Consider the following 25919-nt stretch of genomic DNA (forward strand, 5'->3'; position numbering starts at 1 on the left):
ATTAATATATTCTCATTCTACTGCAACTTTTTGGATAATACACCTTGCAACGCCTGATATTGCATAAGAAAATTTCTTCAACCGCAAAAGCATCTCAATTTGTCACAAATTCTGATATAGAACAACAATAATAACAGTAAATCTCTATATGTTATCGCTTGGTGACAACTAACTGAGGTTTGCACCGCAAAACCCATCCCCACAATTGCGTAACTTCAAACCAGCTTGGCGTTAGCTCAGCGCAGTAAGAACGAAAGTATCACCCGCTATTGTTAGTTAGTCCTCGAGGCTTGGCGCCTTCACAAAAGCATTGCTTGTTCTTTAACACCTGTTGACGCAGAGCCACAAAAAAAGCACCCCATCGCTGGAATGCTCCTTGCTGCCAATTATTTATGATCGTCGCTTAGCGAATCAGCCTTAAAAGCCCGATTCAGGCCCGAAGACTCAGCCGTATTTCCCAGTAACTGAAGACGCGCTTGGAAAATACCAGCCATAAATCCCAATAGTCTTATTGAATTAATCTAAAGCCGGCCACTGCAAAAGGCCGTAGAAAGTGACCCTTTCCGTAATTCTTTGCGTCACCGTACTTTACGATCACCTAGTCGCTCGTCGTGTCATCGAGATGTTGCTTCTCAAGATTGCGCAGTTCGGCTTCTGTTGCCACCATGTGGTCGTCGAAGTGGTCCAGTTTCCAATGCAAATGGTCAATGGCCGCCTGCAGGTCATCGCGTTTTTCTTCCATGATGGCCAGTTGTTCTGCCAAAAGGGTGCGCTGCTCTGCGAGGTTATTTTCTTGGGCGTCAAACAGGCGAATGTATCGCTGCAAAGACTCGATGCTCATTCCCGCACTGCGCATCTGCTTGGCAAAGTTGATCCGGCGAATGATCCGATCGTCGATTTCCCGCACGCCAGCCGCCGACCGGTCGATGTTGGGGATTAAGCCCTCTTTTTCGTAATAGCGGATCGTCGCTGCAGGGACCCCCGTCCGGGCACTGGCTTCTTTGATGTTCATCAAGCTGACTCCTTTCTGCTTTAATTTCTAGTTTGATTATCGCGCAGTTCACTACTTTTGGCGAACTGGCCAATCATTTATTCTGGTCGGTTGATACCGATACTTTCATGACTGTAACGTTTCGTATCGGTCAATGTTGCAACTGCCAATTTGGCGATCGCGCGGCGAGAAACATCGTGGCCGCCAAACGGTTCGCCTTCATGCGTGATCTCATAATCATCACTACCATTATCAAACCAGCCGGGCCGTATCACGGTGTAATTGAGTCCTGACGCCGCAACGATATCCGCCGCTTCTCGGTACGGTCGCAACTGGGGGTTATGTGCCAGGTTCCCCTGGGCCCCAACTTGGACAGGAATTTCATCATAGATGCCCATCGAAGAGATAAACACCAGCCGGGACACGCCTGCCGCCGTCATTGCGCCGACAATACTGCGGGCCATCGCCGCCAGGTTACCGCTGAGGGCGGCAAAAACGGCATCCACGCCGGCAAGGGCTTTGACTAATGCCTCTTGGTCCAACACGTTGATGCTCATTGCCTGTTCTCTGGTAGGGTCAATGGTCAGATTGCCTGCGTGGCGAGAGATCAACACCAGTTGGGCATCTGTATTCGCGAATAATTCCTGTCGCGTTACTTGTCCTAACGACCCTGTGGCGCCAATTAACATCATCTTCATCAGATTACCTCCTTGAGTTGCGTAAAATGTTCAACGTTGCCAACAGCGCGATGAGCATGAAGCCCGCCATCAACACTGCCGCGTGGTCATAACTCACCGCCGCCTTGGTGAAACCGCTGGTTAACGCCACGATGACGGACAGGCCGAACGACCCACCGATTTGGTGTGCGGTATTGACGACCCCAGAGGCCGCACCTGCAATGGCGGGATCGGTGTGGGCGACCCCGGCCACCGTCAACGGGCTCAAACTCAGGCCCTGACCGATCCCGATGACGACCATCGGCACCGCCAGCGCCCAGAAGTAGCCGCCGTGAATGCCGACCACAGCGCCTGAAACCAGCCCCACAAGCGTGATGACGACCCCTGTAACCAATAATTGATTGTTCGTGAACCGATTGTTGAGCCGAGCCAACACGGTCGCGGAGATAAACTGTGGAATCGTTTCGGGCAAAAAGCCCAGCGCGGCCAGCAGTGGCGTGTACCCGTAAACGTTTTGCATCGCCTGAGGCACGAGAAAAAAGTATGAGATCATGGCCCCGAGGTAGAAGAAGCGCGCGATGTAGGCGCTGCTTCGCTCGTTATCGGCAAACAACCGCAGTGGCATCAACGGGTTCTTGGTGCGCGACTCTGCCCAGACGAACATTGCGAGAAAAACAACCGCGATGGCACCAGCCAGTACGCGGCCATATGCCCCGTTGATGCTGTATATCAGCCCCGCGAAGCCGATGACCGACGTGATGGCGCCGACCCAATCGAGGCGCCCGCCTTGTCCTTTAACCTGCGGCACCACTTTTAGCGTCAATACCAGCAGGATGATGCCCACCGGCACGTTCAACAGAAAACCATCACGCCAAGAGAAGTAGCTGGCGATCAAACCACCGATCACCAGGCCGAAGCTCGCGCCAATACCTGCGGTGGCACCGTAATACGCGATCGCACGGGTGCGCATGCTTCCGGTATAGTTGTCCATCAATAATGCCAGCGTGGTCGGTGCCAGGATCGCTGAACCCACCCCTTGTAGCGCGCGCATGGCGATGATCATGGGGCCGCTTTGGGCCAGTCCCACAAGCAAGGACCCAATCGTGAATAAAGTCAGGCCGCTGATAAACACCCGCCTACGGCCAATAATGTCTCCTGCGCGACCGCCGAGCATCAGCAATCCGCCAAACGTCAGCGCGTAGGCGTTCGTCACCCAAGCCAGACTCTGCGCATCCATGTGCAAGTCTGCCGCGATTTTGACCGTGCTGGTAAACACGATGGAATTATCTAAAAGGATCATCAAGTAACTGATCAAGATGATTGGTAACACCAATCCGAATTTGCGCTTTTGCATGATAGCCTCCAAGCCTAGTTTCATGTAAACGCCGATATGACGGCGTTTTGCTTAACCGATGAACCTAGCTTAAGCCTTAAAGTGAACTTTAAGGCAAGGCCTTTTTGCAAAAAAACAGCAACTTTTGTCGCACCGAGCGAGAAAAATTGCTGTTTTCGCGTTATTTTCTGATTACCAGCAGAGACTTGATTGCCGTCCGCTGATCCATCGCCGCATACGCATCTTGCACGTGGTCGAGGTCAAAGCGCTTGGTGAAGACCTTGCCGGGATGGATCTCACCGTTCAAGACTGCCTGGAGCAACCCTTCACGGTCGTGGGTGGTTACCGCGGCGACGCCACCGCGCAGGCCGACGTTGCGCCAGAACAAGTTGTTGGTGTTCATCTCCGGCTTTTGCGGGATGCCGACGCGGCCGACAATGGCCCCTGGCCGGCCAACTTGCACCGCCGTGGTCACGGACTGTTCGTTGCCGACACACTCGAGGATGGCATCGGCACCGGCACCATCGGTGAGCGCCATGACCTTGGCCAGCGCTTCATCCCCGCGTTCAGGCACGATATCGGTGGCGCCGAATTCACGAGCGAGTGCTTGCCGGTCTTCGTGGCGGCTCATCGCAATAATCCGCTTGGCGCCAAGCAACTTGGCCGAAAGCACGCCGCTCAGCCCCACGGCGCCATCACCCATAACCACCACCGTGTCGCCGGGATGGACTTCTGCGGACTTGGCGGCATGAAAACCTGTCGCCATCACGTCGGCCAGTGCGAGCAGGTCGTTGAGTTGGTCATCCGTGTAGTCGCTGGGTTGGCCAGGGACCTTGACCAGCGCCCAGTTCGCATTTTCGTAACGCAGGTACTCTGCCTGGTAACCCACCGGGCTGCCTTGATGCTTGAACGTGAGACAATCACCGTCAAAACCGGCCAGACAAGCCGCGCAGTGGCCGCAACCGTGGGTGAACGGGACGATGACAAAATCACCGGGGTGGACGTTGGTTACTTCGGTACCGACACTTTCCACCACCCCGATTGCCTCGTGCCCGACCGGTTCGTTGGCCGCACGCTTGGAAACGCCGCGGTACCACCACAAATCAGACCCACACACGCAGGCGCGCACGATGCGAATCACCGCATCCGTGGGAAATTCCACCTGGGGTTTAGGCAAGTCCCGTACCGTCATATGACCTGGTTCAACAAAAATTGCTGCTTTCATGTTTTCCTCCTTGATCCTGATCGCCACTTCACGCGATGAATTCAGCCTACACCTTAAAGTGCGCTTTAAGGCAAGGCCTTTTTGCACAAAAAAAGCACCCCATCGCTGGAATGCTTTTTGGCGTCCAATTGTTGATCCGAAGATTAACGCTTGGAGAATTGACTAGCCTTACGAGCCTTCTTCAGACCTGGCTTCTTACGTTCCTTCATACGAGGGTCACGTGTGAGCATGCCGCCGCGCTTGAGGGCGCCACGGAAGTCTGGGTCAACGGTAAGCAATGCACGGGCAATGCCGTGACGCGTTGCGCCGGCTTGGCCGGTGTAACCGCCGCCGTTAACGTTAACGAGGACATCATATTGACCAGTTGTTTCGGTAATACCGAAAGGCTGGGTCATGTCCAGGATCAAATGTTCGTATGGGAGATAGTCGTGAACGTCCTTGCCGTTCATCGTGATCTTACCGGTACCTGGGACCAAACGGACCCGGGCAACGGAGTTTTTGCGACGACCAGTGCCGCTGTAAGATACTTGAGCCACAGTTGTATCCTCCTTAAATTAAGTTCGAGATGTCGAGTACTTCAGGCTTCTGCGCTGCATGAGAATGATCTTCCCCTGCATACACGTGAAGCTTTAAGAATTGTTGGTGACCAAGAGTGTTCTTGGTTGGCAACATCTTCTTAACAGAGTATTCAACCAAACGAGCAGGGTTGTTCTTCAGCAAGTCGCCTGCGACTTCATGCTTCAAACCACCTGGATGCTGGCTGTGACGGTAGTAGATCTTGTCAGTGGCTTTTCTGCCGGTTAACTTGAGCTTAGAAGCGTTGATCACGATGACGTTATCGCCAGTGTCGACGTTAGGGGTAAAGGTAGGCTTGTTCTTGCCGCGCAGGATGCTGGCAACAACAGAAGACAGACGCCCAAGGGCGATGTCAGTTGCGTCGATCACATACCATTTACGTTCGATTTCGCCTGGCTTAGCCATGAATGTTGTACGCACGATTTGTTTCCTCCAATTTGTTCAGTAAGCGTTTGACACGTTAAGTTTCCGGGGCTTATCGTGGGGCAAACAATACCAGCTACTAATGTACCGCAAAAATAAGTTGAAGTCAATTCACGAATGAAACTTTCATCTTGTAAATTGGTCTTCACGCCGCCAAACGCGGCCGCCTGATGATCCACCAGCCGCACAGCCCCATCACGACGCTGAGCAGCAGACACAGCCACAACACCCCGTGCCACGACACGACCGTCGCCAGCCACGAAAAGCTGACCGGACCGACCGCCGCCATGAGGTAGCCGCCGGACTGCGCCATGCCAGAAAGGCTCGCGGTGCCGGCAGCGGTCGTCGTTTTTTTCTGAAAGAACACGATGCAAACGGAAAAAGCCGCCCCGCTGGCCGCCCCGGCGATGATTGCCATCACCGCCTGGAACCCAAACACCATCGGGCCAAACAAGATACCTAACAGCCCAACGGCAAACCCGCCGCTGGCGATCACGATGATGAGCGGCAGGCCGTGGCGCCGCTCGGCCAAACTCGGCGTGAGCATCGTCAACGGCAGGCCAAACAGCTGAAACAAGGTCGCCAGGTTGCCGGCGACCACCGCGTTAAACCCGGCGTCTTGCCAGATGCTGGGCAGCCAGGTCAACAGCGAGTAATACAAAATGGATTGCAGGCCGAAAAACAAGGCGATCAGCCACGCCAAACCTTGGTTGGTCATGCGGATGCCGGCGACTTTGCCTTTGGCAACGGCCGCCTGCCGCTGCAACCGGGGCAAGACCAGCAACCACACCACCAGCGCGACCACGCTGACACTACCCAAGATCGCCATGGTCACCGTCGCCCCAACTTGATTCGCCAAGATGCCAGAGGTGCCTGTGCCGAGGCTGGCGACCAGCCCCATGGCGGTGGTATAAAGCGTCGTCATCACCGCGACCTTATAGGGAAATTCCTGCTTGATCAGCGCGGGCAACAACACGTTGCCGCCGGCGATCCCCAGCCCCGCCAAAGCGGTCCCGACAAGCAGGCCCCACGCGTTGGGCACCAGCCGCAACCCAGCGCCCAGCACCAACGCAGACGCCGCCAGCGTCAAGACCTTGCCTGAACCGTGCTTGGCGCCTAAGCGGCCGATCATTGGGGAGGCCAAGGCAAACATCAACAACGGAATGGTGGTCACAAATCCCGCCAGTGCTTCGGGTAAAATCCCTTGATGGGTCAGATCGTGCAACAGCGGCGGCATCATCGTGATCGGCAGGCGCAAATTCGCGCCGATCAAGAAGACCCCCAGTGTGATCAACCCTATGTGACGTTGTTTCAAAATCATCGACTCCTCACGATAACTGACGCGCTTCGGCCGCCTCCCGCCTTCGCTCCGCTTCCAATCACAAAAAATGAGAACTCTTTAATAATACACTTCTTTAAGATAAAGGCCAGACGCTGGAGCCGTTCCGCGCGCCTGCTGGCGGTCTTTGACGATATATAAGCGCTGAAAATCATGGACATCGCGGCGCCCGTTACCGATTTCTAACAGCGTCGCCACCAAGATGCGCACCATGTTGTACAAAAAGCCGTTCCCGTAAAACTCAAACACGACCTCATTATGTTCAGGATCATCGCGCACGGTGGCTTCGTAGATCGTCCGCACCTTGTCCTTAATCACCCCGCCGCTGGCCGCAAAACTGGTAAAGTCATGCGTCCCGACCACGTCTGCCAACGCAACTTGGATCTTATCCAGATCTAGCGGATAAGGCCAGTGCCCCGTGTACAAGCGGTTGAACGGGTCAGTAAACCTGCCGCGGGCGACGCGGTACATGTAGCGCTTGCCCTTGGCGGAATAGCGCGCATGAAAATCCTCCGGCACGATCTCTGCTTGCAAGATCTCGACATCTAGCGGCATCAGCGAGTTCATCGCGCGCACCATCGCCGGCGCCGGGATATTTCCCGGGAAATCAAACGAAACGACTTGGCCGAGCGCATGGACGCCAGAATCTGTCCGTCCGGAACCATCGACGTGGACCGACTCGACCTTAGCCATTTTGCCCAGCGCCTTTTGCAAGACGCCTTGAACGGTGCGCTGGTGCGGTTGGATCTGGTAGCCGGCAAAATTCGTGCCATCATAGGCAAGCGTCAGTTTGTAATGTGTCATCCTTTTCTCTCTCTTTTCAGGCATAATTCAGTGGCTGAGACATAAAGCGGTTTTAGCATAGAGCAGAAGGATCCCGACGAGTAAATCCCGAACTTAGGATTTGCTTGTCGGGATCCTTCTGTGCAAATGCGGTGCTTTATGGCTCGTACATCTCTGTCATTGTCGTGTTCATTTCGTAACTTTGAATTATGACTCAGCCCCATAATTCAGGCCAAAAGCATCACGCTTTTGGCCTGAGAAAACTATTGACGTAAGAAAACCAGTACCACCGTCAAAAGCGCCATGCCGATCACGGCAAAGCCGTCGTGGGCGTGGTATTTCAAGACGCGGAACTTGGTGCGGTTGTCGCCGCCTTGATAACCTCTGGCATCCATAGCCGTGGCAAGGTCCTCTGCAATGCTAAAGCTATCCACAAACAGCGGGATCAACAGCGGCACGACCGCCTTCATCTGTTGGAACAGATTGCCGGTACCAAAATCGACCCCCCGGGCACGCTGGGCGTTCATGATCTTGGTGGTTTGATCCATCAACGTCGGCACAAAGCGCAACGCGATCTGCAACACCAGTGCCAGCTCGGTCACCGGCACATGCAAGACCCGCAGCGGGCGCAGCAGTGATTCCACCGCGTCAGCCAGCGACAGCGGCTGTGTCGTCAGGGTCAACAGCGTCGAGATGAAGATGATCAAGACAAACCGCATGAAGATGAACGCGCCGTTGGTCAGCCCAAACTGCGTGATCGCCAGCCACCCCCAAGACCAATAGACGTGGCCGCCTTTGGTGAAGAAGATCTGCAACAACACGGTGAACATGATCAGCCAGATCATCGGCCGCACCCCGCGCAAGAAAAAGCCGAGACGGACTTTGGACAACAAGATCATGGCCATCGTGGCGACAAACATCAACAGGTAGCTTTGCCAGTTGTTCGCCAAGAAAATGATCGCGATGTAATAAAAGCTCGCCACCAACTTGGTGCGTGGATCGAGCCGGTGGACGAAAGAATTCCCTGGAATGTAGCGTCCCAAAATCAGCTTATCCAAGGCGCTCACCTCCCACCTGTGGGGCCAGCTGGTCAGCGAGCTCGCTCACCGTCAGCGGCATCGGCGAAAAACTGAAGCCCTTGGCGACCAGCTTCTCCGCAAACGCCGTGGTTTTAGGCAGCCCCAGCTGCTTGGCGCGCAGCCAATCGGGATCTGCGAAGATCTCCCGCGGCGACCCTTGGCGCACAAGCGCGCCGTGTTCCATCACCAAGACATGATCCGCGTAATCGGCGACGTCATCCATTTGGTGTGTCACCAACACGATCGTCAGCCCTTGCTCGTCATGCAGCCGCTTAAACATCGACATCATCTCGAAGCGCCCGGCAGGATCGAGCCCAGCGGTGGGTTCGTCGAGCACCAACACCTCCGGCTCCATCGCCAAAACCCCGGCGATCGCGACCCGGCGCATCTGGCCACCGGAAAGATCAAACGGCGACTGCGTCAACACCGACTCCGGAAGGCCGACCAGAGCGACCATGCGCTTGGCCAAGGCCTGCCCTTCTTCTTCGGTGGCCCCAAAGTTTTTCGGCCCGAAGGCGATGTCTTTGGCGACGGTTTGCTCGAACAGTTGGTTCTCAGCAAACTGGAACACCATGCCGACTTTTTGGCGCAAGGGACGGAGGTTCTTGTTAGAAGTTTCGTTGGTGATCTCGCGGTCGCCGATCGTCACGGTACCCTCGGTAGGCTTCAACAGCGCATTGAGGTGCTGCAACAGCGTCGACTTCCCAGAACCGGTGTGGCCGATGATCGCCGTGTAACTCCCATCGTGGATCGTGGTTGACACGTCTTTGAGGCCGACTCCGGCAAAAGGCGTGCCCGGCTGATAGGTAAAACTTACATGGTCGAATGTAATGTCCACAGGTCCTTCACCAGTCCTTCTTCGTCAAGATAGTCATCTTTCATGGCAACATGGCGCTTGCGTAATGCCGCCTTGAGTTTTTCCGCGTAAGGCACGTCTAGTCCGAGCTGTAGCAGTTCTTCACCGTGCGCAAAAATGGTCGCCGGGGTCCCTTGCTCGATGACTTTGCCGTCGTCGAGCACCAGGACCTGGTCGGCGCCTGCTGCTTCATCGATGTCGTGCGTGATCGACAGTACCGTCAGCTGCTGCTTTTCACGGAGCTGCCGGATCAACGCCAAGATCTCCAGCCGGCCGGCGGGATCGAGCATCGACGTCGCTTCATCTAAGATAATGATCTCCGGTCGCTGCGCCACGATCCCGGCGATGGCAACCCGTTGCTTTTGCCCGCCAGACAGCCGTGCCGGTTCGCGCTTGGCAAACGCCTGCATGTTCACCGCCTCGAGGGCGTCTTGAACGCGCGTCACCATCTCTGGCCGCGGTACGGCCCGATTTTCCAACCCGAAGGCAACATCGTCTGCGACCGTCGCGCCGACGAACTGGTTGTCAGGATTTTGGAACACGATCCCAACTTTGGCGCGGATGTCCCAGACAGATTCTTCGGTCAGCTTCATACCTGCAACCGTCACGGTGCCGGCTTCAGGTGCCAGCAAACCGTTGATATTTTTGGCGAGCGTCGACTTCCCGCTGCCGTTGTGACCGATGATCGCCCACCACTCGCCTGCGGGGACGCGGAAGGTGACGTCATCAAGCGCCGCTTTGTCCGCCTCCGGATAATGATAACTCAGATGTTCAACATTGATGGCATCGACCACGTCAGTCGCCGTCCTTTCTGCAATAGCGTACCGCAATATCATACCATATTTTCCGCCCAATAGGCGTCTTGACGCATGCCTGTCATCGCGGTCTGGAAATGTAAGTCTTCTTTGGTTTGTGTTCAGGATGGTGTTATGGTCCGGACGGGGTGCACGGAAGCCTGATACGGCTGGAACGGGGCGAGGCGCTCGAGAGCTAACTCTCCGCTACGCTACGAGTGGATCTCCCTCAACGCCTTTGTTGTAAGCGGCAAGCCGCTAACAACAATTCCGCACCTGAGCCATATCTGGCTTCCGCACACCCCGTCCTTACATTTGCGTCCAACATCAACAGTTGTGACGATTTCCAAGATACCAAGAACTGATTCAGCGATTACATCCTTCTAGCTACGAATGCATTATTTGCAATAAATCCAACACGGTGACTACCGAAAACTCACCTATTACGCGAGAATCCAAGGGTGTGGGCGAAAGCGGCGGAAGTAGGTCAATCTGACGTGGTGAGATTGCTGTTAGCGACTTGTCGCTTACAGCAAGGCACAGGTGGAGATCCACTCAGCGAAGCTGAGTTAGCTCCGCCGAGCACCCTCTCCACGACAGATTGAACCTGCTGGAGTCGCTTTCGCCCACACCCGCCAAAACCATACTAAAAAAGCCGGGCATCTGCCCGACCGGTGTAAAAATATGTATAAAAAAATCATTTAATGATGGAGACACCGGTTACCCGGTGCTCACAAGCTAGACTAAGCTACCACACATGGGGTAGCCATCATCGTAACGCTCCATCGATCAAATGACCAAAGTGCTGCGGCCACGAGGGTCGCAACGGTTTTGAAAAGGTGATCACCGTTGCCGGCGGATCATCTGAATGTTAAGGATATCTTGACGGTAATCGTCGAGCTACGTGAGGCAACGGGATTGCCTGTAAGTCGTGACGCCGCTTGGACTGAAATACGTCCAAACGTCATCCCGTCTTACAGCCATCCCTAAGTGCGCCTCACTTCGCTCTGGGTTGATTAAACCAGTTCCAAGATAACCATTTGGGCTGCATCGCCACGACGCGGTGCGGTCTTCAGAATGCGGGTGTAACCACCTTGGCGTTCTGCATAGCGAGGTGCAACGTCGGAGAACAGTTTCTGCAATGCAGACTGAACAACGACGGTGTCGCCATCTTCTTTAACATCAGCGATCTCGTTGCGCAAAAATGCTGCGGCTTGACGGCGTGCGTGCAAATCGCCGCGCTTGCCTAACGTGATCATCTTTTCAGCAGTGGAACGAACTTCCTTAGCGCGTGCTTCGGTGGTCGTGATCCGTTCGTGGATCAGAAGATCCGTGGTCAGATCGCGAAGCAAAGCTTTACGTTGGGAGCTAGTCCGTCCTAATTTACGGTAACTCATGAATGTTTTGCCTCCTTTGCAATTAGTCTTCGGTGCGCAGGCCCAAGCCAAGGTCGCTAAGCTTATTCTTAACTTCCTCAAGTGACTTGCGGCCTAAGTTGCGGACCTTCATCATATCGGCTTCTGTTTTATTGGTCAACTCTTGCACGGTGTTGATCCCAGCGCGCTTCAAACAGTTGTAAGAACGAACAGACAAGTCGAGCTCTTCGATGGTCATCTCGAGCATCTTTTCCTTGTGTGTCTCTTCTTTTTCAACCATGATTTCAGCGTTCTTGGCTTCATCGGTCAAGTTAACGAAAATATCCAGGTGCTCGGTGAGGATCTTCGCGGCCAAGCTGATGGCTTCGCGTGGGTTGATCGAACCATTGGTCCAAACATCCAGCGTCAGCTTGTCGAAGTCGTTGCGCCGACCAACACGGGTACTTTCAACTTGATAGTTGACCCGACTGATTGGGGTGAAAATCGAGTCGATTGGCAATACCCCAATCGGCATGTCATCAACTTTATTTTGATCAGCTGCCACATACCCTCGACCAGTCTTAACCGTCATCCGGACGTGGAAGCGACCACCCTCTGCAACTGTACAAATGTACTGCTCAGGATTGAGCACCTCGACATCACTATCAGAAACGATGTCCGCAGCCGTTACGGTTGCAGGGCCCGTTACGTCGATCTCGACGGTCTTGTCTTCTTCCGTGTTCATCTTCAAAGCAAGCTTTTTGATGTTCAGGATGATCTGCGTAACGTCTTCGAGCACACCGTCAATCGTGGAGAACTCGTGGAGTACCCCGTCGATCTGGATGTTGCTGACCGCAGCACCTGGTAAGGAGGACAAGAGAATCCGCCGCAACGAATTGCCCAGTGTGGTGCCGTAGCCGCGCTCGAGCGGTTCCACGACAAACTTACCGTAGTTGGTGCTTTCGTCAACTTTGGTGATGTTTGGCTTTTCAAATTCGATCATCTAAGTCTGTACCCCTTTCAAAACGAGAAGTGAAGTTTTGCATACCCAGCCAAATGGCCTCGGGGTAAGAATTACACACGACGACGCTTTGGAGGACGAGAGCCGTTATGCGGCACTGGGGTGACGTCGCGAATTGCAGTCACTTCAAGGCCAGTTGCCTGAAGGGAACGAATTGCGGCTTCACGACCGGAACCAGGGCCCTTAACAGAAACTTCAACGGACTTCATACCATGTTCCATGGATTCCTTCGCTGCGGCTTCAGCGGCCATTTGTGCAGCGAAAGGTGTGGACTTACGGGAGCCCTTGAAACCAAGAGCACCAGCAGACGACCAGGCGATCGCGTTACCGCGAGGATCGGTGATCATGACCAGCGTGTTGTTGAAAGTGGAGTGGATGTGCGCCACACCGGCTTCAACGTTCTTACGAACTCGACGCTTACGAGTTGTTTTACGTGTTGCTGCCATCGGGATTTATTCCTCCTTTATCTAATTATTTCTTCTTGCCGGCAATGGTAGTCTTCTTACCTTTGCGCGTGCGAGCATTGTTCTTGGTGTTTTGACCACGAACAGGTAAACCACGACGATGACGCATGCCGCGATATGAACCAATTTCCATCAGACGCTTGATGTTTAAGTTAACTTCACGACGAAGGTCGCCTTCAACTTTAACTTTATCAACGGCTGCACGGATCTTGTCTTCTTGTTCTGGGGTGAGGTCTTCTTGGCGAACGTTTTCAGGAACGCCGGCTTCAGCCAGGACTTTTTGAGCGGTGGTTTTGCCGATACCAAAAATATAGGTCAGGGCAATTACGATTTGCTTACCACGGGGTAAGTCAACACCTGCGATACGAACCATACGATGGACACCTCCTAATTATAGTTTATTGATTAACCTTGGCGTTGCTTGTGCTTCGGGTTAGCAGAGCAAATGATCATCACACGGCCCTTACGGCGTACGACTTTGCAGTGCTCGCACATCTTTTTAACAGATGGACGTACTTTCATGTTGGATAGCCTCCTCATTGGATAGTGAGTGAACTCACTGCTGGCAATTACTTGAAACGATAAGTGATCCGGCCTTTGGTCAGATCATATGGCGATAACTCAACCGTCACGCGGTCGCCAGGGAGAATACGGATGTAGTGCATCCGAATCTTGCCTGAGACATGCGCAAGGATGGTCGCCCCGTTTTCAAGTTCGACTTTAAACATCGCGTTGGGTAATGTATCCACCACGGTGCCTTGAATTTCAATTACATCGTCTTTTGCCACTAAATAATTCCTCCTAAAATTCTGGATCTAAACGCGCGCCAAAGCGGCGAGGCCATTGGCACTCACCGCACATACCGCGATATTGTACCATAGTTTCTTGACTATTGAAAGCCTGAGGGCGTGCAAAAGACGAATTCATCTACTTTGCAACTGCGGCCAGGATCTTTTTGATTTCGGCGAAAACCAAGTCGATGTCTTGGTCACCATTGACCGTGTACAAGAGGTTTTTGTTCTTGTAGAAGTCCAGCAATGGCGTGTTCATTTCGATGTTGACCTTGAGACGATTCTTAACCGTTGCCGGCTTGTCGTCGTCGCGCTGGAAGAACTCATGACCGCCGCAGCGATCACAGGTGCCTTCCACCTTAGTCGGGTTGTACAGCTTGTGGTACGTTGCCCCGCAGTTCTTGCAGATATAACGACCAGACAAGCGTTCAACCAGTTTCTCAGGCGCCACATCGATGTTGATCACAGCGTCGACCGGCTTAGCGACCTCTGCGGTGATACTTTCCAATGCTTCGGCTTGAGCGATGGTCCGAGGAAAACCGTCAAGCATGTAGCCGGCATCCGTATCGGATTCGCCTAACCGCTCCTTGACGATCCCATTGGTGACATCATCTGGAACGAGTTGCCCCGCATCCATGAATGACTTCGCCTTCAAACCAAGTGGTGTGCCGGCGGCCATCGCCGCGCGGAACATGTCACCGGTAGAGATATGGACGATCGGATAAGCATCAACGATGCGCTCCGCTTGCGTCCCCTTACCGGCTCCCGGTAAGCCCATTAAGATGAGATTCACGTTGCATCCTCCTCTTTACTCTTTGATCAGATCGCCTTGAATGAAGCCGACATATTCGCGCTTCATCAACAAGCCGTTCAGCTGACGAACCAACTCGATGGCCGTCATGACGACGATCAAGAGGCTCGTGCCACCCAAGCCGATGGATTGTGGTAGGTTCCAAAGCATCGATGCCAATTGTGGCAGCAATGCGATGACCCCTAAGAACAAAGCCCCGACTGTGGACAGCCGCATCAAGAGGCCGGACAAGTATTTCTCAGTCTCTTTACCTGGCCAAACACCAGGAATGTAGCTCCCTTGCTTGGTCAAGTTCTCGGCGACCTTTTCAGGATTGACCTGAACGAAGGCGTAAAAGAACGTGAACAAGACGATCAAGACGGTGTAAACCGCGATCCCAGCAGGCTTTTGCATGCTGAAGATGTTGGTCATCACCTGATACCAGGTATCTTCACCGTGGTTTGCCTGGAAGGCCATCAAGATGGTCTGTGGCGTCACAATGAAGGAACTGGCAAAGATCACTGGGATAACCCCAGCAACGTTGACCTTGAGTGGCAAGTAGCTGTTGCTTCCTGCCGCGGTCACACGCCGTGTATATTGAATTGGAATCTTGCGGTTCGCTTGTTGGACCCAGGTGACAAACGTCACGACAAGCAACACGATGACGACCAAGGCAATCAAGAAGACTGCCCCCATCAACTTGTTGTCGTTGTTGGTGATGTTGTCTTGCCACAAGCCCTTGATACCACTAGGGAGCCGAGCAATGATCCCGGCGAAGATGATCATGGACACGCCATTCCCAATCCCCTTATCGGTGATCTGCTCACCCATCCAGGTCAGCAGCATCGTGCCACCGGTCAGGATGATCCCAATTTCAACGTACGTTTGAAGCGACGGATTCTTCACGAGTCCCAGGCTCGAGAGCTGCTGGAACCCAGCAGTGATCCCGATCGCCTGGAAAAACCCGAGGAAGATGGTCAAGTAACGTGTCACTTGGTTCAGCTTGCGCCGCCCGACTTCCCCTTGTTTGCTCCATTCAACAAACTTTGGCACGATATCCATTTGGAGCAATTGGATAACGATTTGAGCCGTGATGTATGGTGAAACCCCCATCGAGAAAATCGAGTAGTTCTCCAGCCCGCCACCACTAACTGTGTCCAGCAGTGGAATCAAGCCGGTCGCGCTGATGCTCGTCAATGACTTGGCATCGACGCCAGGAACCGAGATCTGCGAACCTAACCGAAAAACCAGCAAAACGCCTAAGGTAAAAAGGATCTTATTACGGATTTCTTTGACCTTGAGCGCGTTTTTGAGGGTGTTCAGCATTAGATCACCTCAATAGAACCGCCTGCTGCTTCGATCGCTGCTTGGGCAGCTGCGGAGAACTTGTCGACTTTAACCGTCAACTTCTTCTCGAGCTTGCCGTTAGCCAACAGCTTGATGCCGTCCTTTTCGTTCTTTACCAGACCGGCTTTAACCAGTACGGTGTTGTTGATCTCTTGACCGTCTTCAAAACGGTTGAGATCGGAAACATTGACGACGGCGTATACTTTGCGGTTGATGTTCTTGAAACCGCGCTTAGGCATACGACGGAATAATGGCATTTGGCCACCTTCAAAACCCAGACGAGTTTTGCCGCCTTGACGCGCTAATTGACCTTTTTGACCCTTACCAGCAGTCTTACCCTGACCGCTGGAAGTGCCACGACCAAGACGCTTGCCGTGTTGACGAGAACCTGCAGGGGATTGTAATTCATGCAACTTCATTGCGTAGGCACCTCCTTATCGAAAAATTTTAGTCTTTGATTTCTTCTACGGATACCAGATACGAGATCTGGAAGATCGCACCGCGGGTCGCAGCGTTATCAGGTTTGATAACAGAGCTGGAGATCCGGCCTAAGCCGAGTTCCTTGACGATCTTGCGTTGCTTAGGCAGGCGGTGCGCAGCACTACGGGTCAAAGTAATTTTCAATTGAGCCATGACTGACTACCTCCTAGTCTTCTAAGTGCGCAGCAGAAACACCGCGCAAGTCAGCAACCATTTCGACAGTCTTCAATTGCTTGAGACCTTCAACAGTCGCACGGATCATGTTGATTGGCGTGTTACGGCCGAGGGACTTGGAAGTGACGTCGCTGACGCCAGCAAGTTCCATAACGGCACGGACAGCGCCACCAGCAGCAACCCCAGAACCTTCAACGGCAGGCTTGAGGAGCACCTTGCCGGCGCCGAAGTGACCGATCACTTCGTGCGGAATCGTCGTGCCGACAATTGGCACAGCGATCAAGTTCTTCTTGGCGTTGTCGACAGCTTTACGGATAGCTTCAGGAACTTCCTGAGCCTTACCGGTACCGAAGCCGACGTGGCCGTTCTTATCACCGACGATAGCGATCGCTGCAAAACGCAGGCGACGACCACCCTTAACAACCTTGGTGACCCGGTTGATCGCAACAACGCGATCTTCTAAGTCCAATTGGGTTGGATCAATGTATGATGCCATGTGTTGGTTATCCTCCTTTGTATTAGAATTCGAGGCCGTTTTCACGTGCAGCTTCAGCTAAAGCCTGCACGCGACCATGATAGAGATAACCACCACGGTCAAAGACCACAACCTTGTGACCGGCAGCAACGGCGCGCTTGGCAACCAAAGCACCGACAGCAGCTGCTTGTTCGGTCTTGGTGCCAGCGGCAACGTCCTTATCAAGAGAGGAGGCACTTGCTAGCGTCACACCCGCTACGTCATCAATTAATTGCGCGTAGATGTTTGTGTTAGAACGGAAAATGTTCAAGCGTGGGCGCTCGCTCGTACCAGAAATCTTACCCCGGACACGCGCGTGACGCCGTTGCCGAGTTTTGTTTTTATCTGGCTTGGAAATCACAATATTCACCTCTTAAAGTTGACTTAGAAACTACTTACCAGTCTTACCTTCCTTACGACGAACAACTTCATCGACGTAACGGATACCCTTACCTTTGTAAGGTTCTGGGGCACGAACGGCACGGATAACGGCAGCAAATTGACCAACAACTTGCTTGGAGATCCCGCTGATGTTGATTTCGGTGTTGCTTGGCACATCGAATTCAACGCCTTTAGGTGCTTCCATCTCAACTGGATGGGAGTAGCCGACGTTAAGCACCAGCTTCTTGCCTTGCTTTTGGGCACGGTAACCAACACCGACCAACTTCAACTTCTTGGTGAATCCTTCGGAAACGCCCAAGATCATGTTGTTCAAGTTGGCACGCATGGTACCATGCAAAGCCTTGTAAGAATCATCAGGGCGGGTGAATGTAATTTCAGCGCCTTCTTGATTCATCTTGATTTCTGGGACGAAGGAACGAGTTAACTCGCCCTTAGGTCCTTTGACGGTGATATTGTCGCCGTCTTGCTTGACTTCAACGCCAGCAGGAACGGTGATTGATTTATTACCAATACGACTCAAGGTGTGTACCCTCCTTTTCTTAAAAAATTACCAAACGTAGGCGAGTACTTCGCCACCGACGTTCTTGGCACGAGCTTGCTTATCGGTGATAACACCTTCAGACGTGGAGATGATGGCGATACCGAGGCCGTTTAAGACCTTTGGTACGTCACTGGACTTCACGTATGAGCGCAGGCCGGGCTTGGAGATCCGCTTCAAACCGGAAATAACGCGTTCGTTGTTCTTCCCATACTTGAGGAAGATCCGGATGATGCCTTGCTTGTCGTCTTCAATGACTTCGTAGTCACGAATGAAGCCTTCTTGCTTGAGGATCTCAGAGATATCTTTCTTCATCTTAGATGCAGGAACGACCAGGGATTCGTGACGCACCATGTTGGCGTTACGGATCCGGGTCAAGTAATCTGCGATTGGATCGGTCAGGACCATTGATTTAACCTCCTTTGGATTGGTAGTGTTTACCAGCTAGCCTTGCGCATACCAGGAATTTGGCCGGCATGGGCTAATTCACGAAGGCAAATCCGGCAGAGCTTGAATTTACGATAAACGGAATGTGGACGGCCACAACGTTGGCAGCGTGTATATTCTTGCACTGCGAACTTTGCAGGCCGGTTGTTCTTCACGATCATTGACTTCTTAGCCAAGTGTGTCCCTCCCTTATTTAGCGAATGGCATCCCGACTTGCGTCAGCAATTCGAGAGCTTCTTCATCAGTGTTGGCAGTTGTAACGATAACAACGTCTAACCCGCGAACGTGGTTAACCTTATCGTAATCCACTTCGGGGAAGATCAGTTGTTCCTTAACGCCCAAGGTATAGTTACCGCGGCCGTCGAAGGACTTTGCGGAGATACCGTGGAAGTCACGGACACGAGGCAGGGAAACGTTGATCAGCTTGTCCAAAAAGTCATACATGCGTTCGCCACGCAGGGTAACCTTGGCACCGATCGGCATGCCTTCACGCAGACGGAAGTTCGCGATGGACTTCTTCGCCTTGGTGATGAGCGGTTGTTGGCCAGAGATCAGCTTCAATTCTTCAACAGCTTCGTCAAGGTTCTTAGCGTTTTGTGTGGCATCGCCGACACCCATGTTCAGCACGATCTTTTCGATCTTAGGTGCTTGCATGGAAGACTTGTAGCTGAACTTTTCGATCAAGCTAGGGGCGATTTCCTTGGTGTAGCGTTCTTGTAAACGGTTCGTCATTGCAGATTAGTCCTCCTTTCGTTAGTTTTCCAGTGCGGTGCCAGACTTCTTGGCGATGCGCACTTTCTTGCCGTCCTTGATTTCTACGCCGGTACGGCTAGGTTTGTTAGATTCTGGGTCGAGCAACATCACGTTAGAAACGTGAATTGCTGCTTCAACGTCGACGATGCCGCCTTGTGGGTTGGCATTGTTTGGCTTTTGGTGTTTCTTGACGACGTTAATGCCTTCAACGATCACCTTGTCGGCTTTGAGCAGTACCTTCGTTACGGTACCTTCTTTGCCGGCATCTTTGCCGCGCATGACGCGAACTTTGTCACCAGTCTTGATTTTCATGCTTGCACCTCCTCTTACAGAACTTCAGGAGCTAAGGAAACGATCTTCATGAAATCGCCGTCACGTAGTTCACGTGCGACTGGTCCAAAGATACGAGTCCCCTTCGGGCTCTTGTCAGCGTTGATGATAACGGCTGCGTTTTCGTCAAACTTGATGTACGAACCGTCAGTACGGCGTGCACCAGACTTGGTGCGAACGATGACCGCTTTAACGACATCGTGCAACTTGACAACGCCACCTGGTGTTGCTTGTTTTACAGTAGCCACAACGATATCCCCGATGTTACCGGTCTTGCGGAATGAACCGCCAAGCACCTTAATCACCAGTAATTCGCGGGCGCCAGAGTTGTCCGCCACTTTAAGACGACTTTCTTGTTGAATCACGGGTAGGTCCTCCTTTCGTCACTTTACGATTATTAGATACGAACAGCCTTTTCGACAACGTTCAATAAACGGAAACGCTTGTTGCGTGACAAAGGACGAGTTTCCATGATCTTAACGACGTCACCGGTGTGGGCTTCGTTGTTCTCATCATGTGCGTAGTAACGCTTCGAATACTTAACACGCTTGCCGTAGACAGGATGCGTCTTAGTCGTGGAGACTTCGACGGTGATGGTTTTGTCCATCTTATCGGATACCACGGTACCTTGATAGACTTTACGAGAATTGCGTTCTTCCAAGAGTAGTTCTCCTTTCCGTTATTTGTTGTCTTGAGCCTGGCGAAGGACCGTCTTGATGCGCGCAATGTTCTTGCGGACTTGCTTCAAGCGGGCGGTGTTTTCAAGTTGACCAGTTGCTTGTTGGAAGCGCAAGTTGAAGAGTTCTTCTTTGTACTGCTTCTCCTTGTCGAGCATCTCAGCAGTGGTTAACGCGGTAATTTCTTTAGCCTTCATTTGATTGCCCACCTACTTCCTCACGAGTGATGATCTTCGTGCGCACTGGCAGTTTGTTCGACGCAAGGCGTAAGGCTTCTTTAGCAACCTCTTCAGGCACGCCTGCAACTTCGAACATCACCTTTTCGCGCTTAACAACAGCGACCCAGCCGGACGGTGCGCCTTTACCATTACCCATACGTACGCCGACACCTTTGGAGGTGTATGACTTTTGCGGGAAAATGCGGATCCAAACTTTCCCACCACGCTTCATGTAACGGGTGATAGCGACACGAGCAGCTTCGATTTGACGGTTAGAGATCCAGGAAGATTCGAGTGCTTGCAGGCCGTATTCGCCGAAGCTTACTTCCTTACCGCCCTTAGCGGCACCGCGCATCTTCCCACGGAATTCGCGACGGTGCTTGACACGCTTAGGTACTAGCATCGATTATTTTCCTCCCTTCACATTGCGACTTGGCTTGTCAGGAAGGATTTCACCACGGTTGATCCAGGTCTTGATGCCGATCTGGCCGTATGTGGTGGTTGCTTCTTCCCAAGCGTAGTCGATATCGGCACGCAAGGTGTGCAATGGCACGGTGCCTTCAGTGTAATGTTCACGACGAGCAATATCAGCACCGTTCAAACGGCCAGCGGCTTGGGTCTTGATACCCTTAGCGCCGGAACGCATGGTGCGTTGCATCGCTTGCTTCATCGCGCGACGGAATGCCACACGTTGTTCGAGCTGAACGGCGATGCTTTGCCCAACCAGATGTGCATCCAAGTCAGGCTTTTTGATCTCAACGATGTTGATGTGAACCTTACGGCCAGTCAAGTCATTGAGTTGCTTGCGTAATGCTTCAACTTCTGCGCCACCCTTACCGATAACCATGCCTGGCTTGGCGGTGTGGATGGAGATGTTGACGCGGTTAGCGGCGCGTTCGATTTCGATAGTCGAAACGGAAGCGTCCGCGAGCTTCTTGTTAATGAATTCCCGGACCTTGATGTCTTCGTGCAGGAAGGTGGCAAAATCTTTTTCAGCATACCACTTGGATTCCCAATCGCGAATGACGCCAACACGGAAACCTTTAGGATTAATCTTCTGACCCACGCGTTATCCCTCCTTAAGCTTCTTTTTCGGATACAACCACTGTTACGTGGCTCGTCCGTTTGTTGATAGGCGATGCACTACCCTTGGCACGAGGACGGAACCGCTTGAGGGTTGGGCCTTCGTTGACGTAAGCTTCACTTACGAAGAGGTTTTGTGCATCTAAGTCGAAATTGTGCTCTGCATTAGCGATAGCAGACTTCAGGACTTTCTCGACGATCGGTGAAGCACCGCGAGGAGTGAATTCGAGAATTGCTAAAGCTTCAGCGACATCGCGGCCGCGGATAAGGTCAACGACAAGGCGGGCCTTACGAGCAGCGATCCGCACGGTCTTAGCCGTGGCTTTAGCAGAAGTAATTGTTTCAGCCATATTGATTGCGCTCCTTTCTAGCGAGCCTTGGTTTTCTTATCGTCGGTAGCGTGTCCACGGAAAGTCCGGGTTGGCACGAATTCGCCCAACTTGTGACCTACCATGTCTTCAGAAATGAAAACTGGGACGTGCTTGCGACCATCGTATACGGCGATGGTGTAACCGATGAAACTAGGGAAAATGGTGGAACGGCGAGACCAAGTCTTGATGACTTGCTTCTTTTCGCTATCTGCCTGCGCATCGATCTTCTTCATCAGATGTGCGTCGGCAAAAGGTCCTTTTTTAAGACTGCGACCCATTATGTGACCTCCTTTATACGGTGTGATTCAGTATTAGATTACTTCGTCTTACGGTGACGAACAATGAACTTCTCGGACTTGGCTTTATGGTTACGTGTCTTCTTGCCGAGAGTCTTCTTGCCCCATGGGGATAATGGAGATGGACGGCCGATAGGTGCCTTACCTTCACCACCACCATGAGGGTGATCGTTAGGGTTCATGACAGACCCACGGACGGTCGGACGGAAGCCTAACCAGCGTTTGCGACCAGCCTTACCAATGCTGATAAGTTCGTGTTGTTCGTTACCAACGGCGCCGATGGTGGCCCGGTTAACGGCCAAGATCATACGCACTTCACCGGAAGCCAGACGAACAGTGACATATCTGCCATCGTCGTTTTTACCCAGCAATTGAGCAGAAGCACCAGCGGAACGAGCCAATTGGCCGCCCTTACCAGGCTTGAGTTCGATGTTGTGGATCGTGGTCCCATCAGGGATGTTCTTCAAAGGCATGGCATTGCCGACCTTGATGTCGACGTCATCGCCAGAAACGATCTTGTCGCCAACCTTGAGACCCTTAGGTGCCAAGATGTAGGTTTTGATCCCATCTTCGTAGTGCAGCAATGCGATGTTAGCGGTCCGGTTTGGATCGTATTCGATCGCAACCACCTTAGCCACAATGTCGTCTTTTTGACGCTTGAAGTCGATCACACGGTAGAATTGCTTGTGACCGCCGCCACGATGACGAACAGTGATATGGCCGTGTGCATTACGGCCGGCGGTATGACTTTGATCTTCCAGAAGAGTCTTTTCAGGACGCTTCTTGGTGATTTCGGCGAAGTCGGAACCGGACATGTTCCGGCGACCGTTCGTCGTTGGCTTGTACTTAATAATCGCCACTTGTATAACCTCCTATAATTGAATTTCTGGAACTAGTCTTCGAACAGCTTGATTTCTTTAGAATCAGCAGTCAAGGTAACGATGGCCTTACGGCGCTTGCGGGTATAACCCACGAAGTTACCTTGGCGCTTCTTTTTGCCGCGAACGTTCGCGATGTTGACGTTGGCTACCTTAACGTCGAAGATTTCTTCGACTGCGCGGCGAACCGCACCTTTTTCGGTATGCAGGGCAACTTCGAAGGTGTACTTCTTGTTGTCCATGTCAGCCATCGATTGTTCGGTCACGATCGGGCGTAAAATGATATCGCGTGCTTCCATTATGCGAGCGCCTCCTCAATCTTTTGGAGCGCAGATTGGGTCAAGATCAGCTTGTTGTTGTTCACAACATCCAATACGTTGATCCCGTCTGCGGCAACAACCTTAACGTTAGGCAAGTTGCGGGCTGCCAATGCGGCATTGTCATTGCCATCTTCAAGGACGACAAGCGCCTTTTCGTTGACATTCAATGCGGCAAGACTTGCTGCAAAAGCCTTGGTCTTCGGTGCGTCAAAAGCAAAGCTATCAACAACTACCAAAGCGTTATCCAATACCTTCTGAGAAAGCACGGACTTGATGGCCAAGCGGCGAACCTTCTTGTTGATGGTATAGCTGTAAGAACGCGGGTGTGGGCCAAAGACGATACCACCGCCACGCCATTGCGGGCTACGGATAGAACCTTGGCGGGCACGACCTGTACCCTTTTGACGCCATGGCTTGCGACCACCACCAGAAACTTCGTGGCGGTTCTTAACCTTGCTAGTACCCTGACGAAGGGAAGCACGTTGCATGATCACTGCGTCATAGACGACGTTGTCGTTGGGTTCGATTGCCCAGATTGCGTCGTTCAAATCAACGGTGCCGTTTTCTGAACCATCTTGCTTATATAAAGTAACGTTAGCCATTAGTTAATTTCCTCCCTTCCGGATTACTTCGCTGCCTTAACAGCGGAACGAATCGTAACGAAGGACTTGTTAGCACCAGGGACGTTACCTTTGATCAAGATGACGTTGTGGTCTAAGTCTGTCGAAACGACCGTCAAGTTCTGCATGGTGCGGGTATGGTTACCCATCCGACCTGGTAATTTCTTGCCCTTGAACACCTTGTTGATGATGGCGCCAAGAGAACCAGGACGACGATGGTAACGAGAACCGTGGGCCATAGGACCGCGGGACTGACCATCTTTCTTGATGTTACCTTGATAACCGTGACCTTTGGAAGTACCGGTGACATCCACGATGTCGCCTGCAGCAAATTCGTCAGCCTTGACTTCTTTGCCTACTTCGTATTCACTAAGCGCTACATCACGGATTTCCTTAATGAAGCGCTTAGGGGTTGTGTCCGCCTTCTTGGCGTGACCAACACTTGGCTTGTTGCTAAGAACTTCACGCTTGTCGCCGTAGCCCAGTTGAACTGCTTCGTAACCGTCAGATTCAACGGTCTTGACTTGCAAGACAACGTTAGGCGTTACGTCGATCACGGTAACGGGAACGAGTTCGCCATTATCGGTGAAGACTTGCGTCATGCCAATTTTCTTACCTAAGATTCCTTTACGTGCCATGGGTACACCTCCAATTCTTTAAAAATTATAACTTGATTTCAATGTCAACGCCGCTTGGCAAGTCGAGCTTCATCAAAGCATCAACTGTCTTTGGGGTTGGGTTTACAATATCGATCAAACGCTTATGCGTGCGCATTTCGAATTGTTCACGCGAATCCTTGTACTTATGTGGGGAACGCAGCACCGTGTAAAGTGTCCGTTCGGTAGGCAGAGGGATCGGACCCGAAATTTGTGCGCCAGTGCGCTTTGCGGTATCAACGATCTTGTCTGCGGATTGATCAAGAATCCGGTGTTCGTACGCCTTGAGGCGGATACGAATTTTTTGTTTTGCCATTGTGTGACCTCCTTCGTCCATTATCATTAGTAGACTAGCTCCGTGGGAATTCCCGACGCGCTGCCGTGGCAAAGCGGCCGGGCGTGTCGCAACCTCTCACATCCTTGCTACCTCGGCTCACAGTGAGCCAAAAGTGCAAAGTAACCCATCACAGATTACACAGCACTTGACTAGTATACAAAAATCACCGGTTCGTGGCAAGTGTTTTCTGAACTTTTTTCATCAACGAAGCCCGCACCACCGGCGCTGACTCATGCACCACCTAATCGCCGGCCACCGGTCGCCAACCACTTACAAGCCGCATTGTCTTGACAACGGCTTGGCTGCAGTGTATCTTTACGGTCAAATCCTTAGGAGGTCATAATCATGCCAAAAGCACTTCTCATCATCGATTATACGAACGACTTTGTCGCCACGGAAGGCGCGTTAACTTGTGGGGCTGTCGGGCAAAAATTGGAAGGCCCGATCGTCAAACTTGCAAAAGACTTCCTATTAAATTGCGATTTTGTTTACCTGCCTACTGACGTGCACACGCCGCACGATCCTTATCATCCGGAAAGCAAGCTGTTCCCGCCCCACAACGTCCGCGACACCTGGGGACGCGAACTTTATGGGCAGGTCAACGACTGGTATCAAGCCGCCACCCCTAACGATCACGTTCAGCTCTTCGATAAAACCCGTTATTCAAGTTTTGCCGGCACCCCACTGGACTTGTGGTTGCGCGAGCGGCAGGTGAGCGAGTTACACCTGGTCGGGGTCTGCACGGATATCTGTGTCTTGCATACGGCAGTCGACGCTTATAATCTTAACTATCCATTGGTCATTCATCAAGACGCCGTCGCCACTTTCACCCCCGGTGGCCAAGAATGGGCGCTCAACCACTTCAAGTCGGTACTCAACGCTACCTTAGTGTGACATCTGCGAACTTTTCTTTGTAATTCTGCCAGCGATTGTCTAAGATGGAAGGGACTCTGCTTCTTCTAAACAGAAAGTTGGCTTCTT

General features: G+C 52.5%; 41 protein-coding genes. 1 reads left to right on the top strand and 40 read right to left on the bottom strand.

What is annotated here, in order from left to right:
• Window positions 1-598: 598 nt before the first annotated feature.
• From ACYVRB_RS05615 to rpsJ, 40 genes are all read right to left on the bottom strand, one after another.
• A complete protein-coding gene (locus tag ACYVRB_RS05615) occupies window positions 599-1012 on the bottom strand; it encodes a MerR family transcriptional regulator (protein ID WP_461214108.1) in 414 nt (137 codons plus the stop codon).
• Between the two features lie 77 nt (window positions 1013-1089).
• The gene (locus tag ACYVRB_RS05620; protein WP_461214187.1) at window positions 1090-1692 is read right to left on the bottom strand and encodes an NAD(P)H-binding protein; all 603 of its coding nucleotides are present in this window, start codon (window positions 1690-1692) and stop codon (window positions 1090-1092) included.
• A 1-nt stretch (window position 1693) separates the two neighbouring features.
• A complete protein-coding gene (locus ACYVRB_RS05625; protein WP_461214109.1) occupies window positions 1694-3022 on the bottom strand; it encodes an MFS transporter in 1329 nt (442 codons plus the stop codon).
• 160 nt (window positions 3023-3182) lie between these two features.
• On the bottom strand, window positions 3183-4226 hold the full coding sequence (locus tag ACYVRB_RS05630) for a zinc-dependent alcohol dehydrogenase family protein (RefSeq protein WP_461214110.1): 1044 nt from the start codon (window positions 4224-4226) through the stop codon (window positions 3183-3185).
• Between the two features lie 143 nt (window positions 4227-4369).
• Window positions 4370-4762 carry a 30S ribosomal protein S9 gene (rpsI, locus tag ACYVRB_RS05635; protein WP_461214112.1) on the bottom strand — a complete coding sequence of 131 codons (393 nt, stop codon included), beginning with the start codon at window positions 4760-4762 and terminating at the stop codon, window positions 4370-4372.
• A 13-nt stretch (window positions 4763-4775) separates the two neighbouring features.
• On the bottom strand, window positions 4776-5222 hold the full coding sequence (gene rplM / locus ACYVRB_RS05640) for a 50S ribosomal protein L13 (protein WP_461214113.1): 447 nt from the start codon (window positions 5220-5222) through the stop codon (window positions 4776-4778).
• A 148-nt stretch (window positions 5223-5370) separates the two neighbouring features.
• Window positions 5371-6540, bottom strand: coding sequence for an MFS transporter (locus tag ACYVRB_RS05645; RefSeq protein WP_461214114.1), 1170 nt, complete (start codon window positions 6538-6540; stop codon window positions 5371-5373).
• An 84-nt stretch (window positions 6541-6624) separates the two neighbouring features.
• Window positions 6625-7368: a tRNA pseudouridine(38-40) synthase TruA gene (gene truA, locus ACYVRB_RS05650; RefSeq protein ID WP_461214116.1), complete on the bottom strand. Its 744-nt coding sequence runs from the start codon at window positions 7366-7368 to the stop codon at window positions 6625-6627.
• 242 nt (window positions 7369-7610) lie between these two features.
• Entirely contained in the window at window positions 7611-8405 is a 795-nt protein-coding gene (locus ACYVRB_RS05655; RefSeq protein WP_461214118.1) for an energy-coupling factor transporter transmembrane component T family protein, read from the bottom strand.
• Window positions 8398-9264 (bottom strand): energy-coupling factor ABC transporter ATP-binding protein, encoded by an 867-nt coding sequence (locus tag ACYVRB_RS05660; RefSeq protein ID WP_461214119.1) that lies wholly within the window; start codon window positions 9262-9264, stop codon window positions 8398-8400. The genes ACYVRB_RS05655 and ACYVRB_RS05660 overlap by 8 nt, the downstream gene beginning before the upstream one ends.
• A complete protein-coding gene (locus tag ACYVRB_RS05665) occupies window positions 9240-10076 on the bottom strand; it encodes an energy-coupling factor ABC transporter ATP-binding protein (protein ID WP_461214120.1) in 837 nt (278 codons plus the stop codon). The genes ACYVRB_RS05660 and ACYVRB_RS05665 overlap by 25 nt, the downstream gene beginning before the upstream one ends.
• A gap of 1016 nt (window positions 10077-11092) precedes the next feature.
• Complete coding sequence (gene rplQ, locus ACYVRB_RS05670; protein ID WP_461214122.1) at window positions 11093-11473, bottom strand: 50S ribosomal protein L17; 381 nt, start codon at window positions 11471-11473, stop codon at window positions 11093-11095.
• 22 nt (window positions 11474-11495) lie between these two features.
• A complete protein-coding gene (locus tag ACYVRB_RS05675; protein WP_461214124.1) occupies window positions 11496-12434 on the bottom strand; it encodes a DNA-directed RNA polymerase subunit alpha in 939 nt (312 codons plus the stop codon).
• A 71-nt stretch (window positions 12435-12505) separates the two neighbouring features.
• Window positions 12506-12898, bottom strand: coding sequence for a 30S ribosomal protein S11 (rpsK, locus tag ACYVRB_RS05680; RefSeq protein ID WP_461214125.1), 393 nt, complete (start codon window positions 12896-12898; stop codon window positions 12506-12508).
• A 25-nt stretch (window positions 12899-12923) separates the two neighbouring features.
• Entirely contained in the window at window positions 12924-13289 is a 366-nt protein-coding gene (gene rpsM, locus ACYVRB_RS05685; protein ID WP_461214126.1) for a 30S ribosomal protein S13, read from the bottom strand.
• 32 nt (window positions 13290-13321) lie between these two features.
• Window positions 13322-13438, bottom strand: coding sequence for a 50S ribosomal protein L36 (gene rpmJ, locus ACYVRB_RS05690; RefSeq protein ID WP_003567518.1), 117 nt, complete (start codon window positions 13436-13438; stop codon window positions 13322-13324).
• Window positions 13439-13485: 47 nt separating this feature from the next.
• Window positions 13486-13704: a translation initiation factor IF-1 gene (gene infA / locus ACYVRB_RS05695; protein ID WP_054717703.1), complete on the bottom strand. Its 219-nt coding sequence runs from the start codon at window positions 13702-13704 to the stop codon at window positions 13486-13488.
• A gap of 139 nt (window positions 13705-13843) precedes the next feature.
• Window positions 13844-14500 carry an adenylate kinase gene (locus tag ACYVRB_RS05700; RefSeq protein ID WP_461214127.1) on the bottom strand — a complete coding sequence of 219 codons (657 nt, stop codon included), beginning with the start codon at window positions 14498-14500 and terminating at the stop codon, window positions 13844-13846.
• 15 nt (window positions 14501-14515) lie between these two features.
• Window positions 14516-15823: a preprotein translocase subunit SecY gene (gene secY, locus ACYVRB_RS05705; RefSeq protein ID WP_461214129.1), complete on the bottom strand. Its 1308-nt coding sequence runs from the start codon at window positions 15821-15823 to the stop codon at window positions 14516-14518.
• Entirely contained in the window at window positions 15823-16263 is a 441-nt protein-coding gene (gene rplO / locus ACYVRB_RS05710) for a 50S ribosomal protein L15 (protein WP_461214130.1), read from the bottom strand. The genes secY and rplO overlap by 1 nt, the downstream gene beginning before the upstream one ends.
• Before the next feature lie 28 nt (window positions 16264-16291).
• Entirely contained in the window at window positions 16292-16477 is a 186-nt protein-coding gene (gene rpmD / locus ACYVRB_RS05715) for a 50S ribosomal protein L30 (protein WP_461214131.1), read from the bottom strand.
• 13 nt (window positions 16478-16490) lie between these two features.
• Window positions 16491-16994 carry a 30S ribosomal protein S5 gene (rpsE, locus tag ACYVRB_RS05720; RefSeq protein WP_461214132.1) on the bottom strand — a complete coding sequence of 168 codons (504 nt, stop codon included), beginning with the start codon at window positions 16992-16994 and terminating at the stop codon, window positions 16491-16493.
• A gap of 22 nt (window positions 16995-17016) precedes the next feature.
• Window positions 17017-17382 (bottom strand): 50S ribosomal protein L18, encoded by a 366-nt coding sequence (gene rplR, locus ACYVRB_RS05725; RefSeq protein ID WP_461214133.1) that lies wholly within the window; start codon window positions 17380-17382, stop codon window positions 17017-17019.
• Window positions 17383-17403: 21 nt separating this feature from the next.
• Window positions 17404-17934, bottom strand: a complete 531-nt coding sequence (rplF, locus tag ACYVRB_RS05730) for a 50S ribosomal protein L6 (RefSeq protein WP_461214134.1) — start codon at window positions 17932-17934, stop codon at window positions 17404-17406.
• A gap of 27 nt (window positions 17935-17961) precedes the next feature.
• Complete coding sequence (rpsH, locus tag ACYVRB_RS05735) at window positions 17962-18360, bottom strand: 30S ribosomal protein S8 (protein ID WP_461214135.1); 399 nt, start codon at window positions 18358-18360, stop codon at window positions 17962-17964.
• A 29-nt stretch (window positions 18361-18389) separates the two neighbouring features.
• A complete protein-coding gene (locus ACYVRB_RS05740) occupies window positions 18390-18575 on the bottom strand; it encodes a type Z 30S ribosomal protein S14 (protein WP_054717680.1) in 186 nt (61 codons plus the stop codon).
• Between the two features lie 13 nt (window positions 18576-18588).
• Window positions 18589-19131 (bottom strand): 50S ribosomal protein L5, encoded by a 543-nt coding sequence (gene rplE / locus ACYVRB_RS05745; protein WP_054717677.1) that lies wholly within the window; start codon window positions 19129-19131, stop codon window positions 18589-18591.
• A 21-nt stretch (window positions 19132-19152) separates the two neighbouring features.
• On the bottom strand, window positions 19153-19464 hold the full coding sequence (gene rplX, locus ACYVRB_RS05750; RefSeq protein WP_461214137.1) for a 50S ribosomal protein L24: 312 nt from the start codon (window positions 19462-19464) through the stop codon (window positions 19153-19155).
• A 14-nt stretch (window positions 19465-19478) separates the two neighbouring features.
• Entirely contained in the window at window positions 19479-19847 is a 369-nt protein-coding gene (rplN, locus tag ACYVRB_RS05755) for a 50S ribosomal protein L14 (RefSeq protein ID WP_461214139.1), read from the bottom strand.
• Window positions 19848-19879: 32 nt separating this feature from the next.
• Complete coding sequence (gene rpsQ, locus ACYVRB_RS05760; protein WP_461214140.1) at window positions 19880-20143, bottom strand: 30S ribosomal protein S17; 264 nt, start codon at window positions 20141-20143, stop codon at window positions 19880-19882.
• A gap of 18 nt (window positions 20144-20161) precedes the next feature.
• On the bottom strand, window positions 20162-20356 hold the full coding sequence (rpmC, locus tag ACYVRB_RS05765) for a 50S ribosomal protein L29 (RefSeq protein ID WP_461214141.1): 195 nt from the start codon (window positions 20354-20356) through the stop codon (window positions 20162-20164).
• A complete protein-coding gene (gene rplP / locus ACYVRB_RS05770; protein ID WP_461214142.1) occupies window positions 20346-20780 on the bottom strand; it encodes a 50S ribosomal protein L16 in 435 nt (144 codons plus the stop codon). Before rplP ends, rpmC begins: the two co-directional genes overlap by 11 nt.
• Before the next feature lie 3 nt (window positions 20781-20783).
• The gene (rpsC, locus tag ACYVRB_RS05775; RefSeq protein ID WP_461214143.1) at window positions 20784-21443 is read right to left on the bottom strand and encodes a 30S ribosomal protein S3; all 660 of its coding nucleotides are present in this window, start codon (window positions 21441-21443) and stop codon (window positions 20784-20786) included.
• A gap of 13 nt (window positions 21444-21456) precedes the next feature.
• Entirely contained in the window at window positions 21457-21810 is a 354-nt protein-coding gene (gene rplV / locus ACYVRB_RS05780; RefSeq protein ID WP_390406517.1) for a 50S ribosomal protein L22, read from the bottom strand.
• A gap of 17 nt (window positions 21811-21827) precedes the next feature.
• A complete protein-coding gene (rpsS, locus tag ACYVRB_RS05785; RefSeq protein ID WP_390406514.1) occupies window positions 21828-22109 on the bottom strand; it encodes a 30S ribosomal protein S19 in 282 nt (93 codons plus the stop codon).
• 38 nt (window positions 22110-22147) lie between these two features.
• The gene (gene rplB, locus ACYVRB_RS05790; RefSeq protein ID WP_461214144.1) at window positions 22148-22987 is read right to left on the bottom strand and encodes a 50S ribosomal protein L2; all 840 of its coding nucleotides are present in this window, start codon (window positions 22985-22987) and stop codon (window positions 22148-22150) included.
• 32 nt (window positions 22988-23019) lie between these two features.
• On the bottom strand, window positions 23020-23304 hold the full coding sequence (gene rplW / locus ACYVRB_RS05795; RefSeq protein ID WP_461214146.1) for a 50S ribosomal protein L23: 285 nt from the start codon (window positions 23302-23304) through the stop codon (window positions 23020-23022).
• A complete protein-coding gene (gene rplD, locus ACYVRB_RS05800; RefSeq protein ID WP_461214147.1) occupies window positions 23304-23927 on the bottom strand; it encodes a 50S ribosomal protein L4 in 624 nt (207 codons plus the stop codon). Before rplD ends, rplW begins: the two co-directional genes overlap by 1 nt.
• Before the next feature lie 23 nt (window positions 23928-23950).
• The gene (rplC, locus tag ACYVRB_RS05805; RefSeq protein WP_461214148.1) at window positions 23951-24583 is read right to left on the bottom strand and encodes a 50S ribosomal protein L3; all 633 of its coding nucleotides are present in this window, start codon (window positions 24581-24583) and stop codon (window positions 23951-23953) included.
• A 25-nt stretch (window positions 24584-24608) separates the two neighbouring features.
• On the bottom strand, window positions 24609-24917 hold the full coding sequence (rpsJ, locus tag ACYVRB_RS05810) for a 30S ribosomal protein S10 (RefSeq protein ID WP_054717647.1): 309 nt from the start codon (window positions 24915-24917) through the stop codon (window positions 24609-24611).
• A 366-nt stretch (window positions 24918-25283) separates the two neighbouring features.
• On the opposite strand from rpsJ, the gene ACYVRB_RS05815 reads away from it, so the two are divergent.
• Complete coding sequence (locus ACYVRB_RS05815) at window positions 25284-25832, top strand: cysteine hydrolase family protein (protein WP_461214150.1); 549 nt, start codon at window positions 25284-25286, stop codon at window positions 25830-25832.
• The last annotated feature ends 87 nt before the right edge of the window (window positions 25833-25919 follow it).

Source organism: Lacticaseibacillus boliensis, assembly GCF_054784775.1.

Excerpts from the sequence above, each read along its gene's own strand:
- rpmJ (WP_003567518.1), bottom strand. The coding sequence starts at position 13,438 with ATGAAAGTACGTCCATCTGTTAAAAAGATGTGCGAGCACTGCAAAGTC.
- ACYVRB_RS05675 (WP_461214124.1), bottom strand. The coding sequence starts at position 12,434 with ATGATCGAATTTGAAAAGCCAAACATCACCAAAGTTGACGAAAGCACC.
- rplP (WP_461214142.1), bottom strand. The coding sequence starts at position 20,780 with ATGCTAGTACCTAAGCGTGTCAAGCACCGTCGCGAATTCCGTGGGAAG.
- secY (WP_461214129.1), bottom strand. The coding sequence starts at position 15,823 with ATGCTGAACACCCTCAAAAACGCGCTCAAGGTCAAAGAAATCCGTAAT.
- rpsE (WP_461214132.1), bottom strand. The coding sequence starts at position 16,994 with ATGGCATCATACATTGATCCAACCCAATTGGACTTAGAAGATCGCGTT.
- rpmD (WP_461214131.1), bottom strand. The coding sequence starts at position 16,477 with ATGGCTCAATTGAAAATTACTTTGACCCGTAGTGCTGCGCACCGCCTG.
- rplC (WP_461214148.1), bottom strand. The coding sequence starts at position 24,583 with ATGGCACGTAAAGGAATCTTAGGTAAGAAAATTGGCATGACGCAAGTC.
- ACYVRB_RS05630 (WP_461214110.1), bottom strand. The coding sequence starts at position 4,226 with ATGAAAGCAGCAATTTTTGTTGAACCAGGTCATATGACGGTACGGGAC.
- rpsS (WP_390406514.1), bottom strand. The coding sequence starts at position 22,109 with ATGGGTCGCAGTCTTAAAAAAGGACCTTTTGCCGACGCACATCTGATG.
- rpsM (WP_461214126.1), bottom strand. The coding sequence starts at position 13,289 with ATGGTTCGTATCGCAGGTGTTGACTTACCCCGTGGTAAGCAAATCGTA.
- truA (WP_461214116.1), bottom strand. The coding sequence starts at position 7,368 with ATGACACATTACAAACTGACGCTTGCCTATGATGGCACGAATTTTGCC.
- rplV (WP_390406517.1), bottom strand. The coding sequence starts at position 21,810 with ATGGCTGAAACAATTACTTCTGCTAAAGCCACGGCTAAGACCGTGCGG.
- rplW (WP_461214146.1), bottom strand. The coding sequence starts at position 23,304 with ATGGAAGCACGCGATATCATTTTACGCCCGATCGTGACCGAACAATCG.
- rpsJ (WP_054717647.1), bottom strand. The coding sequence starts at position 24,917 with ATGGCAAAACAAAAAATTCGTATCCGCCTCAAGGCGTACGAACACCGG.
- rplQ (WP_461214122.1), bottom strand. The coding sequence starts at position 11,473 with ATGAGTTACCGTAAATTAGGACGGACTAGCTCCCAACGTAAAGCTTTG.
- rplD (WP_461214147.1), bottom strand. The coding sequence starts at position 23,927 with ATGGCTAACGTTACTTTATATAAGCAAGATGGTTCAGAAAACGGCACC.
- rplO (WP_461214130.1), bottom strand. The coding sequence starts at position 16,263 with ATGAAGTTGCATGAATTACAATCCCCTGCAGGTTCTCGTCAACACGGC.
- rpsH (WP_461214135.1), bottom strand. The coding sequence starts at position 18,360 with ATGGTCCTGACCGATCCAATCGCAGATTACTTGACCCGGATCCGTAAC.
- rplE (WP_054717677.1), bottom strand. The coding sequence starts at position 19,131 with ATGACGAACCGTTTACAAGAACGCTACACCAAGGAAATCGCCCCTAGC.
- rplX (WP_461214137.1), bottom strand. The coding sequence starts at position 19,464 with ATGAAAATCAAGACTGGTGACAAAGTTCGCGTCATGCGCGGCAAAGAT.
- ACYVRB_RS05615 (WP_461214108.1), bottom strand. The coding sequence starts at position 1,012 with ATGAACATCAAAGAAGCCAGTGCCCGGACGGGGGTCCCTGCAGCGACG.
- rpmC (WP_461214141.1), bottom strand. The coding sequence starts at position 20,356 with ATGAAGGCTAAAGAAATTACCGCGTTAACCACTGCTGAGATGCTCGAC.
- ACYVRB_RS05625 (WP_461214109.1), bottom strand. The coding sequence starts at position 3,022 with ATGCAAAAGCGCAAATTCGGATTGGTGTTACCAATCATCTTGATCAGT.
- rpsK (WP_461214125.1), bottom strand. The coding sequence starts at position 12,898 with ATGGCAGCAACACGTAAAACAACTCGTAAGCGTCGAGTTCGTAAGAAC.
- ACYVRB_RS05815 (WP_461214150.1), top strand. The coding sequence starts at position 25,284 with ATGCCAAAAGCACTTCTCATCATCGATTATACGAACGACTTTGTCGCC.